The organism is Mesorhizobium sp. ArgA1 (genome assembly GCF_053714375.1).
Map to the genome: position 1 here is coordinate 315851 of NZ_JBSKBQ010000002.1, position 16601 is coordinate 332451.

Below are 16601 nucleotides of genomic sequence, written 5' to 3' on the forward strand. Positions count from 1 at the left end.
TCCTCTGATGGACGATGTCGTTATCGGGATCGACGCCTCGACGACGGCGGTGAAGGCGATTGCCTTCACCCGCGACGGCGCGGAGTTGTTCCAGGCACGCGAAACCTATCCGCTTTCAAACCCGAAGCCCGGCCATTTCGAGCAGGATGCGGAACATTGGTGGGCTGCCCTTGTCGGCGCGCTGAAGCAGGTCACGACCAAGGTCGGCGCCGGGCGTGTGGCGGCGATTGCCATCGCCCATCAACGCGAGAGCTTCACGCTGATCGATGATGCCGGCAAACCGCTCATTCCGGCGATCCTGTGGCTTGACGAGCGCGCCCGGCCGCAGGTCGCGAGGCTGTCGGCCGAGCTCGGCCGCGAGGCGATCCGCGATTGGAGCGGCAAGCCGCCGGATCCAACGCCGGCGCTCTACGCCATCGCGTGGCTGGCGGAGCACCAGCCGCAGGTTCTGGCCAAGGCGGCCGCTTTGGTTGACGTCCACGGCTTCTTCGTCCACCGGCTGACCGGACGCCTCGTCACCAGCGCGGCAAGTGCCGACCCGCTTGGGCTGATCGACGTCGCGACAGGCGAATGGCGCCCCGAGCTCATCGCAGCTGCGGGACTCAAGCCCGAGCAGTTGCCGGCGCTGGTCGGTCCAGGCGAGCTCTGCGGCGGGCTTGCCGAAGGCATTGCGCAGTCGACCGGCCTGAAGCCCGGCACGCCAATCGTCGCCGGTGCCGGCGACGGCCAGGCTATGGGCCTCGGCATGGGTGTCTATGGCGCCGGCAAGAGCTATCTCTCGCTCGGCTCCGGCGTCGTCAGCGGCTGCTATTCCGGTACGGTCACCACTTCGGACGCGTTTCGCACGTTGGTCTCGCCGACCGGTTCCGGCTTCATGCTGGAGACCGTGCTGCGCTCCGGCATGCAACTGGTCGACTGGATCGTGCGCACCACCGGCGCGGCGTCCGCAGCGGAACTGGAGAAGCTTGCGGTCGACGTCGGCGCCGGCAGCGACGGGCTGCTGGTCATGCCCTATTGGGCCGGCGTGATGAGCCCCTATTGGGATGGCGCGGCGCGAGGCGCTGTCGTCGGCCTGTCGCTCAACCATGAGCCCAGGCATCTCTTCCGCGCGACGCTGGAAGGCATCGCTTTCGAGCAGGCCATCGCCAGCGAGGCGATGGAAGTCGCGAGCGGTGGCACATCGGCGGAAATGATTGCAGCCGGCGGCGGCACCAATTCGGCGCTGCTGATGAAGATCATGGCCAGCGTGCTCGAGCGGCCGCTTTTCGTGTCGCCGGTCAATGAGGCGGCGGCACTCGGCGCGGCCATGCTGGCGGCGTCGGCGATCGGCTGGTTTGCCTCGCCGGAAGAGGCGGCCAAGGCGATGACGGCAGCACCGACCCGGCGTGTCGATCCGGTCGTGGATCTGGTCCCGGCTTACCGGGCGCGCAAGGCGATCTACCGCGACCTCTATCACGCGACGCGCGACATCCATGCGCGGTTGGGTGAGGTCTGAGACGTCGGCGGGACAGCGCCCCCCTCTGTCTGCCGGACATCTCCCCCACGAGGGGGGAGATCAGCAGCTTCGGCGCCTCGCTCACCTCTACAACGATGAAGATTGGCGAAAGCAGAGGAGCGTACAATCTCCCCCCTTGTGGGGGAGATGGCCGGTAGGCCAGAGGGGGGCGCGAAGGATCGCGACCTCTGAAATCAACGCCCAAGCAGGCCCTTGGCCGCATCCTCGTCCGTGATCAGCACCGAAACCTTGGTGCCCGCCAGCGCCGCGCGCATGACAGGCACCTTCTCCTGCCCGCCTGAAACCAGTATGATGCTCGGAATGTCGGACAGGTCCTGCAGCGGATAGGCGCAGACGCGGCGGTTGACCTCATGATCGACCGGGCGGCCCTCGGCATCGATGAAATGGCAGAGCAGGTCGCCGACCGCGCCGGCCGCCTGCAGCTCCTCCAGTTCGCTCGGCTTGATGAAGCCATAATTGGCGATCGGGCTGTCGTTGGAGAACGAGCCGACGCTGAGCACGGCGATGTTGGCCCGGCGCGCGCGGAAGACGACATCCTGGACGCTGCGCTGGCTCATGAAGGCGTCGCGCTGCTCCGACCTGTCGGCATAGACCGGCACCGGCAGGAGAAAACATTCGGCGCCGATCTTTTCGGCGAACTCCCAGGCGCTTTCGGTCGGGTTGAGCGGCTGCGCATGGGTGAGGCCGCCGAGCATCGAAACGACCGTGGTTCTGGCGATCGGCCGCCTCGGCAATTCGTTGATGGCGAATTTCAGCGTTCGGCCCCAGCCCAGCGCAATGACATCGCCGGCATTGACGTTGTCGGCGAGATAGGCGGCGGCGGCATGGCCGATCATCAGTGGCGCGTTGCTGCGGTCGGCGGCCGACGGCACCACGACGGCTTGGCTGAGGCCGAAACGCTGCTTCAAGCTTTCCTCAAGCTGCACGCATTCGACGACACTGTCTCGAATGCGGAACTGGACAATGCCCTCCTCGCGGGCGGCCGAGAGGATGCGGTGGACCTTGATCCGGCCGACGCCGAGGATTTCCGAAATGCGCTCCTGCGTCAGGCCCTCGACATAATAGTGCCAGGCGGCGCGGGCCTTCAGCTCGGCATCGGGGAAGCGCGAGGCCTTCTCGTTTTCGACGGTCGCCATGCTCGTGCCCTCCCGCGGCAGATTTTCGGAAATCTTTTCCGCAAAGCGCCGCCCCCCTGGCCTTCCCTAGGACAAACCGCCCTGTGGCGCAAACCGTCGCCGAGTGGCGCAACGGCTCTTGACAATTTTCTAATGAACAGTTTAGCTGAACAAAATTGCATATCAAAGATAAATTGTTCACAGGGAGGATGCCTGGTGAACAAGAGCGGACGGCAGGCCATCGCCGTTTCGCTGACGGAGGAGACGAAGTGGCCGTGAGCAATGATGCAAGCGACTCGAAAGCTGGCGAGTTGAAAGCCGCGACCGGCGCGCAAGGCGCGACCAGCGCGAAGCTTTCGGCGCTGTTCGCCGGAACCATGGGGCCGCTGATCGGGCTGGCGCTTTTGTGCCTGGCGCTGACCCTGACCACCGACACATTCCTCACCGTGCGCAACATCCTCAACGTGCTCGACCAGATCACCGTGCTCGGCATCATGGCGATCGGCATGACGCTGGTCATCCTGATCGGCGGCATCGATCTCTCGGTCGGCTCGGTGCTGGCGCTGGCCGCCATGGTGATGGGCTTCGTCGCCCACCCCGATTATCTCAATCTCGGCCTTGCAGCCGGCGTCGTCGCAGCACTGGTCGTCGCCGGCCTTTGCGGACTGGTCTCGGGCTTGCTGGTGACCGTCACCCGGCTGCCGCCCTTCATTGCCACGCTGGCGATGATGTCGGTGGCGCGCGGTCTTGCCAACATGATCACCGACGGCTCGCAGATCGTCGGCTTCCCCGACTGGTTCACCAACCTGTCGATCATCCGCCATTTCGGCTTCCTGTCGGTCACCGTCGGGCTGATGATGGTGCTGGCGATCATCTTCGCCATCTTCCTCAACTACCGCGCCACCGGCCGCAGCCTTTACGCCATCGGCGGCAGCGCCGAGGTTGCGCGGCTCTCCGGCATTCCGGTGAAGTCGCTGACCAACTGGGTCTACGCGATCTGCAGCGTGCTCGCCGGGCTTGCCGGCATCGTGCTCGCCGCAAGGCTCGATTCCGTGCAACCGAGCTCCGGCCTCGGCTATGAGCTCGACACCATTGCCGCGGTGGTGATCGGCGGCGCCAGCCTGTCGGGCGGCGTCGGCTCGATCGGCGGCACGGCCATCGGCGTGCTCATCATCGGCGTGCTGCGCAACGGGCTCAATCTGCTCGGCGTCTCGCCCTTCATCCAGCAGGTGGTGATCGGCGTGGTGATCGCGCTGGCGGTCGCCACCGACACCTGGCGTCGGCGACGGCAGTGAGGAGCGAGCCGCAACAGGAATTCGCCCGGAGTGTCCGGGCGATAGACGGATCGGTCGATCCGAGACTGGGAGTGTTCGGCCAAGGGCGCCATGGGGTGCGTCGGCTGAACGGATTTGAACATCAACGGAGGAATACATGCTGACCAAACGTTCATTGCTGCTTGCCGCTGCCGCCGTCATACCGCTGCTTGGCCTGACCGAGATGGCCTCGGCCAAGGAGGCCAAGAAGCTCGGACTGGCTGTCGCCAACCTGCAGGCCGACTTCTTCAACCAGATCAAGCAATCCGTCGAAGCCTACGGCAAGGAGAAGGGCATCGAGATCGTCACCGTCGACGCCAAGGGCGATTCGGCGACGCAGGTCAGCCAGGTGCAGGATCTGATCACGCAGAACATCGATGCGCTGATCTACATCCCGGCCGGCGCTACCGCCGCCACCGTGCCGACCAAGACCGCCAAGGCTGCCAGCATTCCGGTGGTCAATGTCGACCGCAACGCCGACGGCGCGCCGGGCGACACCTTCATCGCCACCAACAGCGTCGCCTCGGCCCAGGCGGTGTGCGACTACATCGCCAAGCAGGCCGGCGGCAAAGGCGAGCTGATCATCATCCACGGCCAGAAGGGCACGACACCGGAAGTCGACCGCTCCAAGGGCTGCGGCGAAGCGCTCAAGGGCTACCCCGACATCAAGGTGGTCGGCGAATTGTGGAGCGAAGGCTGGCACCAGGACGAAGGCTTCAAGCTGACGCAGGATCTGCTGCAGTCGCATCCCGACGTGTCGATCGTCATTGGCCAGGCCGACGCGCTGGCGCTGGGCGCAGCACAGGCGGTCAAGGTCGCCAATCCCGGCCACAAGGTCTGGGTCGCCGGCTTCGACGGCGACGTTGCAGCGCTGAAAGCGCTGAAGGACGGCGTGTTCGACGTCACCGCGACGCAGCAGACGCAAGGCATGGGCAGGCTCGCCGTCGATGCGGCGATCAAGCTGGTGGCCGGCGAAAGCATTCCAGCCGAACAGCTGCAGGACGCGACGCTGACCACCAAGGACAATGTCGAGCAGTTCATCGCCAAGCATCCGTAACCTGCGGCACCGCGTAAGAGAGCGCCACGATGTCCCCAGAACCTCGCCGCAGCGAAAGCCCGCATAGCGGGCTGTTCGTCAACGGCCTGTGCAAGAGCTACGGACCGGTCCAGGTCCTGGCTGATGCGAGCTTCGAGGTGCGACCGGGCGAGGTCGTGGCGCTGCTCGGCGAGAACGGCGCCGGCAAGTCGACGGTGTCGAACATCATCGCCGGCTCGACCAGGCCCGATGCCGGCTCGATCATCTGGCGGGGGAAGCCTTATTCCCCCGCCTCCCCAGCGGCGGCAATCGATGCCGGCGTCGGCATGATCCACCAGGAACTGAAGCTGCTGCCAGACCTGTCGGTGGCGGAAAATGTCTATGTCGGACGCCTGCCGATGCGCGGCGGCCGCATCGACCGCGCCGAGATGAACGCCAAGGCCTCGGCGCAATTGAAGCGGCTCGGCCTCGACGTCGCGCCGGAACGCAAGGTGCGCACGCTGCGCATCGCCGCGCAGCAACAGGTCGAGATCGCCAAGGCGCTGACGCTGAACGCCGAGTTGCTGATCTTCGACGAGCCGACCGCAGCGCTTGGCGGCGAGGAAACGGAGCTTCTGTTCCAGCAGATCCGCAAACTCAAAGCCGAAGGCATGTCCTTCATCTACATCAGCCACCGCCTCGACGAAATCGCGCAGATTGCCGACCGCGTGGTGGTGATGCGCGACGGCCGCATCGTCGCCCGCCACGAGCGCGCCGACATTCCCGTGCGCACCGTGGTGGAGCAGATGGTCGGCCGCTCGGTCGAGCGGATGTTTCCGCATCTGTCGCCGCCGCGCGAGGAAACGCTGCTCGAGGTCGAGAACCTGTCCTCGCCGGAGAAGAGCTTCAACAATGTCTCCTTCTCGGTCAAAGCAGGCGAGATCCTCGGCATTGCCGGGCTGATCGGCGCCGGCCGCACCGAACTTGTGCGGGCGATCGCCGGCGCCGATCCGATCTCGTCGGGCTCGGTGCGGGTCGCCGGCCAAGCCGTGCACCTCAGTGGCCCGGCGGCAGCGATCAAGGCCGGCGTCGTGCTGGTGCCTGAAGACCGCAAGGCGCAAGGCGTGGTGCTGGACCAGACCATCGGCGAGAATCTGGCGTTCGGCAATTTCGACCATGTCGCGCCGAAGGGCTGGGTGTTTCCCAAGGCGGTGCAGAAATTCGCCGAGGCCGGCATCGCAAGGCTCGGCGTCAAGGGCAAGCCGAACCAGGCGGTGTCAAAACTGTCCGGCGGCAACCAGCAAAAGGTGATCATCGCCAAATGGGTGTCCCGGCCGCCAAAGGTGTTCATCCTCGACGAGCCGACTCGCGGCATCGATGTCGGCGCGCGTGCCGCGATCTATGACGTGATCGCCGACCTCGCCCGCTCCGGCATGGCGGTGGTGGTGGTCAGCTCCGACCTCGAAGAGGTGCTGGGGCTGTCGCACCGCGTGCTGGTGCTGAGCCGTGGCCGCCAGCGGGGCATTCTCGACCGCAATAAAGCAAGCAATGTCGCCGTGATGGAACTCGCCACAAGCTGAGCGCGGCAGATGGGAACAAAGCGCAACAGGTGATACCCTCCCAAGCACCGGACCGCGCGGGGCGCCAGCTTAAGAGTTGGCGCCCCTTCATTTCAGGGAGAGGGGAAGACATGACACTATTCGATCTCAGCGGCGACGTGGCGCTGGTGACAGGTGCGGGCAGCGGCATCGGCCAAGCGATCGCCGTCGGGCTCGCCGAAGCCGGCGCCGACATTGCCTGTTTCGGCCATGCCTCGAATGGCGGGCTGGAAGAGACCGCGCACAAGATCACGGCACTCGGCCGCAAGACGCTGGTGCTGACCGGCACGGTGACGTCGGAGGACGACCTCGCAGCCGCGGTCGCGCGCACGGAGAAGGAACTCGGCGCGCTAACCATCGCCGTCAACAATGCCGGCATCGCCGGCGCCGAACCTGCCGAGACGTTGCCGCTGGAAAAATGGCAGAAGATCTACGACGTCAATGTCAGCGGCGTGTTCCTGTCCTGCCAGGCCGAGGCGCGCGCCATGCTTGCCCGCCGCAAGGGGTCGATCGTCAACATCGCTTCGATGTCCGGCTCGATCGTCAATCGCGGACTGACCCAGGCGCATTACAATTCGTCAAAAGCCGCTGTCATCCACATGTCGAAGAGCCTCGCCATGGAATGGGCCGATCGCGGCCTGCGCGTCAATGTGGTGAGCCCCGGCTACACGCTGACGCCGATGAACAAGCGGCCGGAAGTTGCCGAACAGATAAAAATCTTCAAGCGCGACACGCCGATGGGACGCATGGCGACGCCGGAAGAGATGGTCGGCCCGACGGTGTTCCTGGCAAGCCGCGCCGCGAGTTTCGTTACCGGCATCGACCTGATTGTCGATGGCGGCTTTGTCTGCTGGTAGGAGAACAAGAAGTGCAGAAGCGTTTTGAAGGCAAGACGGCGGTGATCACCGGCGCGAGCGGCGGCATCGGCGCGGCGATGGCGAAGCGCTTTGTCGAAGAAGGCGCGGCGGTCGTGGTCAGCGCCATCGATGCCCGCGTCGAGGAGGTTGCCGCCGGCCTGAAGGCGGCGGGCGCCAAGGTCGCGTCGATGCGTATGGACGTGACCAAAAAGGACGAGGTCGCCGCCCTCTACGATCTCGCCGAAAGGGAGTTCGGCCGGGTCGACATTTCGGTGCAGAATGCCGGCGTCATCACCATTGCCCGGATCGAAGCAATGACCGAGGCCGAGTGGGACAAGGTGATGGCGGTCAACACCAAGGGCGTGTTCCTGTGTTGCCAGGAGGCGATCGCGCGGATCCGCAAGCATGGCGATGGCGGCCGCCTGATCAACACGGCCTCAGGCCAGGCGCGGCAGGGTTTTATCTACACGCCGCATTACGCGGCGTCGAAGTTCGGCGTCGTCGGCATCACCCAGAGCCTGGCCAAGGAAGTGGCCAAGGAGAAGATCACCGTCAACGCCATCTGCCCCGGCATCATCGACACCGACATGTGGGCCTACAACGACGCCGCCTGGGGCAAGCTGATGGGCGACTACAAGCCCGGCGAGCTGATGGCCGAATGGGTAAAGAACATCCCGATGGGCCGCGCCGGCAGCGGCGAGGACGTCTCCGGCCTGGTCAGCTTCCTCGCCAGCAACGACGCCACGTACATCACCGGCCAGACCATCAATGTCGATGGCGGCCTTATAATGTCGTGAAGTCAGCTCTGGCGGTTGACAATCGAGCAGTCTGAAATTTGGTGGTGCACATGGCATCAGCCGTTGCGCCGCATGAACGTTGGTATATATAATTTCATCCTATGAAACGGCCTTGGTGGGGATGGGGCTCGCCGGCCGAGATCATGGGACCTTGATGGCTCGCACGTCTCAGAGCGCCGCCGGAGTGGCGATCGATCCGTTGACGATTGCTCGCGCAGCAATTCATGCGGCGCCATGACTCGGGCGCATCCAGCACCGAACCACCACCAGATTGAGCACCATTTCGCCTGCGCCGGTCGCGGCTGCAAGGCAATGATGCGAACGAGCTTGCGCAACGACCCGCCTTTCCAACACAATCAAGAAAAGACGCAAGAAGGGAACGACTAAGAATTTCCACATGGTTTGACAGGAGAACAAGCATGTCATTTCGCAGTGTGATTTCGAACCTATCAATGGGAGCCTTCGCACTTGCCGCGGCAAGCGCGCTTGCATCACCGGCCTACGCAGCGGCACCTGAATCCAACGACCCGATCAAGATCGCGCTGTTCGACTGGACCAGCGTCAACCTCAACGCCAAGATCCTTGGCGGCATCCTCGAAAAACTCGGTTACACTGTCGAATATCCGACCGCCGACTATCTCTCCAGCCTGACCACGGGCCTGACCAATGGCGATCTCGATGTCGGCCTCGAATTCTGGGACACGACGGCTGGCGAAGCCATGAAGGCTTCTGATGCCACCGGCCAAACCGAACGGCTCGGCAAGCTCGGACCGAAGGCCAAGGAGGAATGGTGGTTCCCCGAATATATGAAGGAGAAATGCCCGGGCCTGCCCAACTGGGAAGCGCTGAAGGACCCGAAATGCGCCGAGGCGTTCTCGACGGCGGAGACGGCGCCGAAGGGCCGCTATCTCGGCGGCCCGGTAACCTGGGAAGGCTTTGACGACGAGCGCGTCGAAGCGCTGAAGCTGCCCTTCACCGTCATCCATGCCGGCACCGACGCGGCGATGTTCGCCGAGCTCGACTCGGCCTATCAGCGCAAGGCGCCGATCATGCTGTGGATCTATTCGCCGCACTGGGCGCCGGCCAAGTACAAGGGCGAGTGGGTGCAATTCCCGGAATACACGCCCGAGTGCTACACCGATCCGAAATGGGGCACCAATCCCGATGCCAAATATGATTGCGGCAAGCCGCATGGCGAGATCTGGAAATACTCCTGGTCCGGCATGAAGGACAAATGGCCGGTCGCCTACAAGGTGGCCAAGGCCTACACGGTCGACACCGACGAACTCAACAAGATGAGCGGCGAGATCGACCTCGGGGGCAAGACGCCGGAAGACGTCGCCGCCGCCTGGATCGCCGCGCACGAAGCCGACTGGAAAGCCTGGGCGCAGTGATCGTTCCGACTGGAGGCCAGACCCGGCCGTAACGGCCGGGTCTATATCCCCATTTCCAGAAGGACCATTGGATGACGGAAGCGACTGAACCGCAGGCGGCTGGCACGGTAAAGGATGCGCGGCCGATAAAACTTGCCTGCCGCAATGTCTGGAAGCTGTTCGGATCGAACGCGGCCAGTTTCATCCGCGAGCGCGACGGCAAGGCCGGCATGGCCGAAATCGCCGCCGCCGGGCTGGTCGGCGCTGTGCGCGCCGTCGACCTTGAAATTCGCCAGGGCGAGATTTTTATCATCATGGGCCTGTCGGGCTCCGGCAAATCGACGCTGGTGCGCTGCATGTCGCGGCTGGTCGAACCGACGCACGGCAAGATCGAGTTCGAAGGCAAGGACCTGCTGAAAATTTCCGATGCGGCTCTGATCGAGCTCCGGCGCCATCGCATGGGCATGGTGTTCCAGAACTTTGCCCTGCTGCCGCATCTCAACGTGCTGGACAACATTGCTTTCCCCCTGAGCATTCAGGGACAGGACCGGCCGACACGCGAAACGCGTGCGCGCGAGGTGATCGAGCTGGTCGGCCTGCGCGGCCGCGAGCATTTCTATCCGCGCGAATTGTCCGGCGGCCAGCAGCAGCGCGTCGGCATTGCCCGCAGTCTCGCGACCAAGCCGGAGATCTGGTTCCTCGATGAGCCATTCTCGGCGCTCGACCCGCTGATCCGCCGCGAGATGCAGGACGAATTGATGCGGCTGCAGACCATGCTGCACAAGACCATCGTCTTCATCACCCATGATTTCGACGAGGCCATCAGGCTGGCCGACCGCATCGCCATCATGAAGGACGGCGAGGTCATCCAGATCGGCACACCGGAGCAATTGGTGGTCAATCCGGCGACCGACTATGTCGCCGAGTTCACCCGCGACGTCGACCGCGCCAAGGTGATTTCGGCGCGCAGCCTGATGCGCGCCTGCGATGGTTCGGAGCATGGCGGGACGGTTTCGCCGGAGTCCAAGATCGCCAGCTTCTCGGCCAGCATCGTCGCCTCAGGAAAACCGTTCGCGGTGGTCAACGGCACCGGCAAGCCGATCGGCGAGGTGACGCCACAAGCCGTCATCGGGCTGCTGGCCGGCCTGGACAGGGCCGGCGCATGACTGTGACGGCAAGCGCCAGCGAAGCGAGGCCACCGGCTCAGCGTTGGCTGCTGGTATGGGTACTTGCGCTCGCCGCCGTGCTGGTGGTGTTCCTGCTGGAGGACAGGCTGCCCTGGGCCGTCAACTATCCGGCCGAGGCGGTCGTCCCGGTTGCCGATTGGGTCAGCGCGCTGATGCGCTGGATCAAGTCGAACTTTTCGTGGCTGACCCGCTCGATCACCGCAGTGCTCGGTGTTCCCCTCGATTTCGCGCTCGATCTGCTCGCCAAGAATTTCAAAATCGGCCACGGCGCCGGGGCCTTCACTTTGCCGCGCCTGTCCTGGGTGGGCGTCTGCGCTGCCGCCTTCATCGCCGGGCATGCTGCAGGGGATCGAAAGCTCGGCATGCTGGTCGGCGGCTGTTTCCTCTACATCGCGCTGTTCGGCCAGTGGACCAGCGCCATGCTGACGCTGGCGCTGATTTCCATCGCCGTGCCGTTCTGCATTGTGACGGGCCTGTTCGCCGGCATCTGGGCCTGGCGCAAGCCTTGGGCCGAACGGCTCATCGTCTCCCCTGCCCTCGATTTGATGCAGACCATCCCGACCTTTGCCTACCTGATCCCGATGCTGCTCCTGTTCGGCAACAGTCCGGTGTCGGCGATGATCGCCACCGCCATTTTCGCCACGCCGCCAATGGTGCGGGCGACGATGCTCGGCCTGTCACGCGTGCCGTCCGAGATCGACGATTTCAGTGAGGTGGCCGGCTGCACGGCGCGGCAGAAATTGTGGCGTGTGCTGCTGCCCTCAGCGCGGCCGACGCTGATGGTCGGCGTCAACCAGGTCATCATGCTGGCGCTCAACATGGTGATCATCGCCTCGATGATCGGCGCCGGCGGGCTTGGCTACGATGTGTTGCTGGCACTGCGCGCGCTCAAGGTCGGCGAGGCGATGGAGGCCGGCCTTGCCATTGTCGCGCTTGCCATCGCACTTGACCGGCTAAGCCAGGCCATCGCGCACAAGCAGGCGAAGGGGCAAGCACATCAGGCGGTGAGCCCGGTCTTCTGGCGGCGCTATCCCCATCTGACGATGGCCGTCGCCATCCTGATCGTCACCATGCTGCTCAGCCTGTACGTGCCGGCCTTCGCGGCGGTGCCGAAGGCAATCACCTTCACCACTGCGCCATTGTGGAAGGCGGCGGTGAACTGGGTGACGATCAATTTCTTCGACGTGATCGAAGCGTTTCGCGTCGCGCTGATCCTCAATGTGCTGAACCCACTGCGCGCCTTCTGCGAAGGCTTTCCGTGGCTGGGCGCGGTGGCTCTGCTCGGTCTTGCCGGCTATCAGCTAGGCGGCCTGCGTCTCGCTGCCCTAGTCGCCGCGCTGACCGCCTTCTGTGCCGTTACCGGCCTGTGGGAAAAGACCATGGCGACGGTCTATCTCTGCGGCATCTCGGCCTTCATCGCTTGCCTGATCGGCATCCCGATCGGGCTTGCGACCGCGCGCAGCGACCGCTTTGAAAAGATCGTCACGCCCATCATCGACACGCTGCAGGTGCTGCCGTCCTTCTGCTTCATCATTCCGGTGGTGATGTTGTTCCGGGTGGGCGACGTCACCGCCATGATCGCGACGATCGCCTTTGCCGTGGTGCCGGCGATCCGCTACACCAATCACGGCATCCGGCAGGTGCCGCCGGCGTTGATCGAGGCGGCGAAGGTTTCCGGCTGCACGCCGCGCCAGACCTTCTTTCGCGTGCAATTGCCGCTGGCGCTTCCCGAAATCATGCTCGGCGTCAACCAGACCATCCTGATGGCGCTGGCGATGATCATCATCTGCGCCATGGTCGGCACGCGCGATCTCGGCCAGGAGGTGTTCATCGCGCTGTCCAAGGCTGATTCCGGCCGCGGCGTCGTCGCAGGCCTGGCGATAGCCTTCATCGGCATCGTCGCCGACCGGCTGTTCAACGCCTGGACGGCGAAGGCACGGGCAAGACTGGGATAGTGATCGAATGTCCGATCCGGGCGAACCGCCTTTTGCCGTTCTCGTTTTCGACATGGCCAAGACCGGCGAACCGGACGGTGAACAGTTGATTTCCGGTTTCGCCACGCTGGATGCGGCAACATCCTATGCCATCGCGCGGGTGCGCGCCTCGGTCGAGGAACTGCGCAAGCCCGGCATCGCAGCCGCGGAGCTTCGGAGACCGAAGCAGCTCCGGATTATCCAACGGATTGAACCGACCTACTCCGCCGCGACGCCTTTCACCTCGAGATAGCTCTCCATCGAATCGTCCAGTGCCTGTAGCCACGGCGTGTGGTGCAGCGGCGCCATGGTGCCGGTCATCAGCGAGCGGTAGGCATGGTCGCGGAAGCTCATAATGTCTTCGCCCTTGTGGTGCTCCCACTCCATGAAAGTCTGGTTGACCGCCTCGACGTCGAAGCCGGGATAGTCGGTCTGGTCCATCAGCTCCTTGGTGTAGTCGCCCTGGAACCAGATCATCTGCTCGGCGTCTTCGAGCGTCTCCTCACGGGCTCGCCACTTCGCGCCATGCTCGGCCATCGCCTGCACCGACGGCAGCTTGATACGGCCCATGATGACGTCGCGGGCGAACCAGGCCTGCGCGTCGAACATGTTGAAGGTGTAGAACTGGTCCTGCATGCCGATATATGACAGTTTCGGGTTCTTCTCCCAGACGACGCCCTCATAGAGGTCGAGTGGCCACATGCGGTTGGCGGTCTTGAGTTTCAGGTCGTCGGTGAGGAAGGGGAAGGAATGCAGATAGCCGGTGCACAGGATGATGGCGTCGACATCCTTGGTGGTGCCGTCCTTGAAGTGGGCGGTCTTGCCGACGACCTTCTGCAGCAACGGCACTTCCTTCCAGTTCTCCGGCCATTTGAAGCCCATCGGCTTGGAGCGGTAGCTGGAGGTGATCGATTTGGCGCCGTATTTGTAGCATTGCGAGCCGATATCCTCGGCCGAATAGGAGCGGCCGATGATCAATATGTCCTTGCCCTTGAACTCCATCGCGTCACGGAAATCATGGCTGTGCAGGATGCGGCCGTTGAAGGTGGAAAAACCTTCGAAATAGGGAACGTTGGGCACCGAGAAGTGGCCGGAGGCGACGACGACATTGTCGAACTCTTCGGAATAGGTGACGTCGTTGGTGCGGTCATGCGCGGTGACGGTGAATTTCTTCGTCACGTCCGAGAAGGTCACCATGCGCACCGGGCTGTTGAAGCGCACCCATTTGCGCAGCCCCGATTTCTCGACGCGGCCCTTGATGTAATCCCACAAAACGGCGCGTGGCGGATAGGAGCCGATCGGACGGCCGAAATGCTCCTCGAATGTGTAGTCGGCAAATTCCAGGCATTCCTTCGGTCCGTTCGACCAGAGGTAGCGGTACATCGAGCCGTGCACAGGATCGCCATGCTCGTCGAGGCCGGTGCGCCAGGTGTAGTTCCACAGGCCGCCCCAGTCCGACTGCTTTTCGAAGCAGACAATTTCAGGAATGGCGGCGCCCTTGTCTTCGGCCGATTTGAAGGCCCTGAGCTGGGCAAGGCCGGACGGTCCGGCTCCAATGACGGCAACGCGAGTGTTCATGGCAGGCCTCCCGGTCTCATTTCAACTTTGACGCAATTCCAGTGGGAAAACCGTTTCATGCTTTTCCCAGGATTGCTCTTACGAAACAAATTTCACTCACAGTGACACTAATTGCCCCTTCGATGCTGTCAACAGGCCTTGTGGTGAAACCGCGTTTCGTCCCGGTGGATTTTCCGCAAAAAACCGATGACAGCGCAAATCCGGAGCCGGCACCATTCGACTTAAGGGGCTTGCTGTCCTATATCGGCAGCGAATATGTTCACCTTGAGTGAAATAAATCGGCGATTCTTGGGAGCGGCGACATGGCGAAGACAGCATCCGATCTCAAGTCCGGAGCAGCTCCGGCCAAGGCAAAGCCGCTGACGAAGGCCGCTGACGGGCGCACCATCCGCACGCCACTGACGCAGAACCCGCACGCCATTCGCGACACGCGCGAAAAGGTACTGGAGGTGGCGATCGGCCGCGAGGTGCGCGCATTCCGCAAGAAGCTCGGCATCACCGTCGCCGATCTGGCGGTAGCCACCGACATCTCGCTGGGCATGCTGTCGAAGATCGAGAACGGCATCACCTCGCCGTCGCTGACGACGCTGCAGGCGCTGTCGCGTGCGCTCGGCGTTCCCGTAACCGCCTTCTTCCGCCGCTTCGAGGAGGAGCGCAGCGCCGTCTTCGTCAAGGCCGGCGAAGGCCTCGATGTCGAGCGCCGCGGCACGCGCGCCGGCCACCAGTACAATCTGCTCGGACATATCGGTTCCAACACCAGCGGTGTCGTCGTCGAGCCCTATCTCATCACGCTGACCGAGGATTCGGATGTGTTTCCGACCTTCCAGCATGAGGGCATGGAGTTCCTCTATATGCTGGAAGGCGAAGTGGTTTACCGGCATGGCAGCAACCTCTATCCGATGAAGCCGGGCGACAGCCTGTTCTTCGACGCGGATGCACCGCACGGACCGGAGCAGCTGACAAAACTGCCGATGCGCTATCTGTCGATTATCTGCTATCCGCAGAGCGCGGGCTGAGGCACTTGGTTCCTCGCCCCACGTAGTGGGGAGAGGTGGCTCGGCGAAGCCGAGACGGAGAGGGGAGCGCCCTACGAAGGCCCCCTCTCCGTCCGCTTCGCGGACACCTCTCCCCCGCCTCTGGCAGGGGCGAGGAACCCAAGTCTTTGGAGGTCAATCTGGCCCGAACCCAGGGCTGGTCGCACTCCCATCATCGAGCTTCGACAGCCACTCGACCAGGGTCGGCCGATACCGAGTCAGGCCCTTATAGGTCGCGAGTTCCTCCGGCAGGTCGCGGATGACCCGGTGCAGGCGGCGGGCCCATTTCGGTTGCGTCACCAGTTCGTCCATCTTGATCAGGTAGCAGCGGATCGGGAAGACGATGCCGTTGGAACGCGGCAGGCGCCAGAAGCTTTGCAGCTCGACGCGCAGATGCACCTTGTCGCCGACATTCTCCGGCGTCACCGTGGTCCGGTCCGGACCCCATTTGTGATAATTTTCCGGGCTGGTGTCGAGACGCGGATTGATGGTCATCGTCCAGTTGAGACGCCGCGCCGGCTTGCCCTGCTGGATGTTGGTGAGGAATTTCAGCGCCCGGACGAAAATCCCCTTCTCATGCGCCAATGGCACCGGCGCGTGCCACTCGAAGAAGTTCATGCCGATGTCGAAATCGAGCGACCAGTCGGCCTGGGTGGTGACCATGCCGGCATCCATCCACAGATTACCGTCGCGCTGGTCGAGGATGCAGAAATCGCCCTGGCTCTGGCGGGTGATGTATTCCATCGGCCCGTAGGGCAGCGTCGAGGTGTCGCCGAAGGTGAAGGTGTCGTCGATGCCGAGCGGCCGGTTGATCCAGCGCCAGCGATCGCCATCACGGGTCAGCGTGAAATGTTCGGGATAGCCCAGCGCCTGCTGCTCCATCAAAAGTTCGAGCAGATCCCAGCCGGCCAACGTCATGTGCGGCAGCGACTGACAACGCAGCGGGTCCTCGGCCAGCACCAAAGCGCGGTCCTGCATCTCGGCGACATAGTGCTCGTCGACGTCGATCAGGTTTTCCAGCACGCTGCCCTTGGGACCCACGACATGCGGCTCGATGTTGACCGCATACATGTAGCTGTCTTCGTGGAACGGAAACGGAAACCGCCTGATGTGTTCCGGACTGTTCTTGAAGGTGAAATCGTCGCGGAACGTTTCCTTGCGAAAGGTGATGCCCATGATTTCCTCCTAGAGCGGGATGCCCGCTCTATCTCTTTGTTTTAGCCGCATTTCTGCGACGCCAAGTGT

14 protein-coding genes are annotated in these 16601 nt (G+C 63.5%); 11 read left to right on the forward strand and 3 right to left on the reverse strand.

The window, feature by feature from the left end; all coding sequences use genetic code 11:
• Window positions 1-7 precede the first annotated feature (7 nt).
• A complete protein-coding gene (locus ACWGTI_RS08880) occupies window positions 8-1495 on the forward strand; it encodes a xylulokinase (RefSeq protein ID WP_454586753.1) in 1488 nt (495 codons plus the stop codon).
• 194 nt (window positions 1496-1689) lie between these two features.
• Here the strand turns inward: ACWGTI_RS08880 and ACWGTI_RS08885 are convergent, their stop codons facing one another.
• On the reverse strand, window positions 1690-2652 hold the full coding sequence (locus ACWGTI_RS08885) for a sugar-binding transcriptional regulator (RefSeq protein ID WP_454586754.1): 963 nt from the start codon (window positions 2650-2652) through the stop codon (window positions 1690-1692).
• 248 nt (window positions 2653-2900) lie between these two features.
• Between ACWGTI_RS08885 and ACWGTI_RS08890 the strand changes: the two genes are divergently transcribed.
• The 9 genes from ACWGTI_RS08890 (at window position 2901) to ACWGTI_RS08930 (ending at window position 12997) form a co-directional block, all read left to right on the forward strand.
• Window positions 2901-3926 carry an ABC transporter permease gene (locus ACWGTI_RS08890; protein ID WP_454586755.1) on the forward strand — a complete coding sequence of 342 codons (1026 nt, stop codon included), beginning with the start codon at window positions 2901-2903 and terminating at the stop codon, window positions 3924-3926.
• 136 nt (window positions 3927-4062) lie between these two features.
• On the forward strand, window positions 4063-5001 hold the full coding sequence (locus tag ACWGTI_RS08895; protein WP_454573685.1) for a substrate-binding domain-containing protein: 939 nt from the start codon (window positions 4063-4065) through the stop codon (window positions 4999-5001).
• A gap of 29 nt (window positions 5002-5030) precedes the next feature.
• Complete coding sequence (locus ACWGTI_RS08900) at window positions 5031-6539, forward strand: sugar ABC transporter ATP-binding protein (RefSeq protein WP_454586756.1); 1509 nt, start codon at window positions 5031-5033, stop codon at window positions 6537-6539.
• Between the two features lie 110 nt (window positions 6540-6649).
• Window positions 6650-7414, forward strand: a complete 765-nt coding sequence (locus tag ACWGTI_RS08905) for an SDR family oxidoreductase (RefSeq protein WP_454586757.1) — start codon at window positions 6650-6652, stop codon at window positions 7412-7414.
• A gap of 11 nt (window positions 7415-7425) precedes the next feature.
• Window positions 7426-8211, forward strand: coding sequence for an SDR family oxidoreductase (locus ACWGTI_RS08910; protein ID WP_454586758.1), 786 nt, complete (start codon window positions 7426-7428; stop codon window positions 8209-8211).
• 419 nt (window positions 8212-8630) lie between these two features.
• Window positions 8631-9605 (forward strand): ABC transporter substrate-binding protein, encoded by a 975-nt coding sequence (locus tag ACWGTI_RS08915; protein ID WP_454586759.1) that lies wholly within the window; start codon window positions 8631-8633, stop codon window positions 9603-9605.
• Window positions 9606-9676: 71 nt separating this feature from the next.
• Window positions 9677-10750, forward strand: a complete 1074-nt coding sequence (locus ACWGTI_RS08920) for a quaternary amine ABC transporter ATP-binding protein (RefSeq protein WP_454586760.1) — start codon at window positions 9677-9679, stop codon at window positions 10748-10750.
• Entirely contained in the window at window positions 10747-12726 is a 1980-nt protein-coding gene (locus tag ACWGTI_RS08925; RefSeq protein WP_454586761.1) for an ABC transporter permease, read from the forward strand. Before ACWGTI_RS08920 ends, ACWGTI_RS08925 begins: the two co-directional genes overlap by 4 nt.
• A gap of 7 nt (window positions 12727-12733) precedes the next feature.
• Complete coding sequence (locus tag ACWGTI_RS08930) at window positions 12734-12997, forward strand: hypothetical protein (RefSeq protein WP_454586762.1); 264 nt, start codon at window positions 12734-12736, stop codon at window positions 12995-12997.
• On the opposite strand, the gene ACWGTI_RS08935 is transcribed toward ACWGTI_RS08930, so the two are convergent.
• On the reverse strand, window positions 12964-14322 hold the full coding sequence (locus tag ACWGTI_RS08935; protein WP_454586763.1) for an NAD(P)-binding domain-containing protein: 1359 nt from the start codon (window positions 14320-14322) through the stop codon (window positions 12964-12966). The two genes, ACWGTI_RS08930 and ACWGTI_RS08935, sit on opposite strands and share 34 nt — an antisense overlap.
• 302 nt (window positions 14323-14624) lie before the next feature.
• Between ACWGTI_RS08935 and ACWGTI_RS08940 the strand changes: the two genes are divergently transcribed.
• Complete coding sequence (locus ACWGTI_RS08940; protein ID WP_454586764.1) at window positions 14625-15338, forward strand: helix-turn-helix domain-containing protein; 714 nt, start codon at window positions 14625-14627, stop codon at window positions 15336-15338.
• Between the two features lie 153 nt (window positions 15339-15491).
• Here ACWGTI_RS08940 and ACWGTI_RS08945 read toward each other — a convergent pair whose 3' ends face one another.
• On the reverse strand, window positions 15492-16532 hold the full coding sequence (locus ACWGTI_RS08945; protein ID WP_454586765.1) for a heme-dependent oxidative N-demethylase family protein: 1041 nt from the start codon (window positions 16530-16532) through the stop codon (window positions 15492-15494).
• Window positions 16533-16601 lie beyond the last annotated feature (69 nt).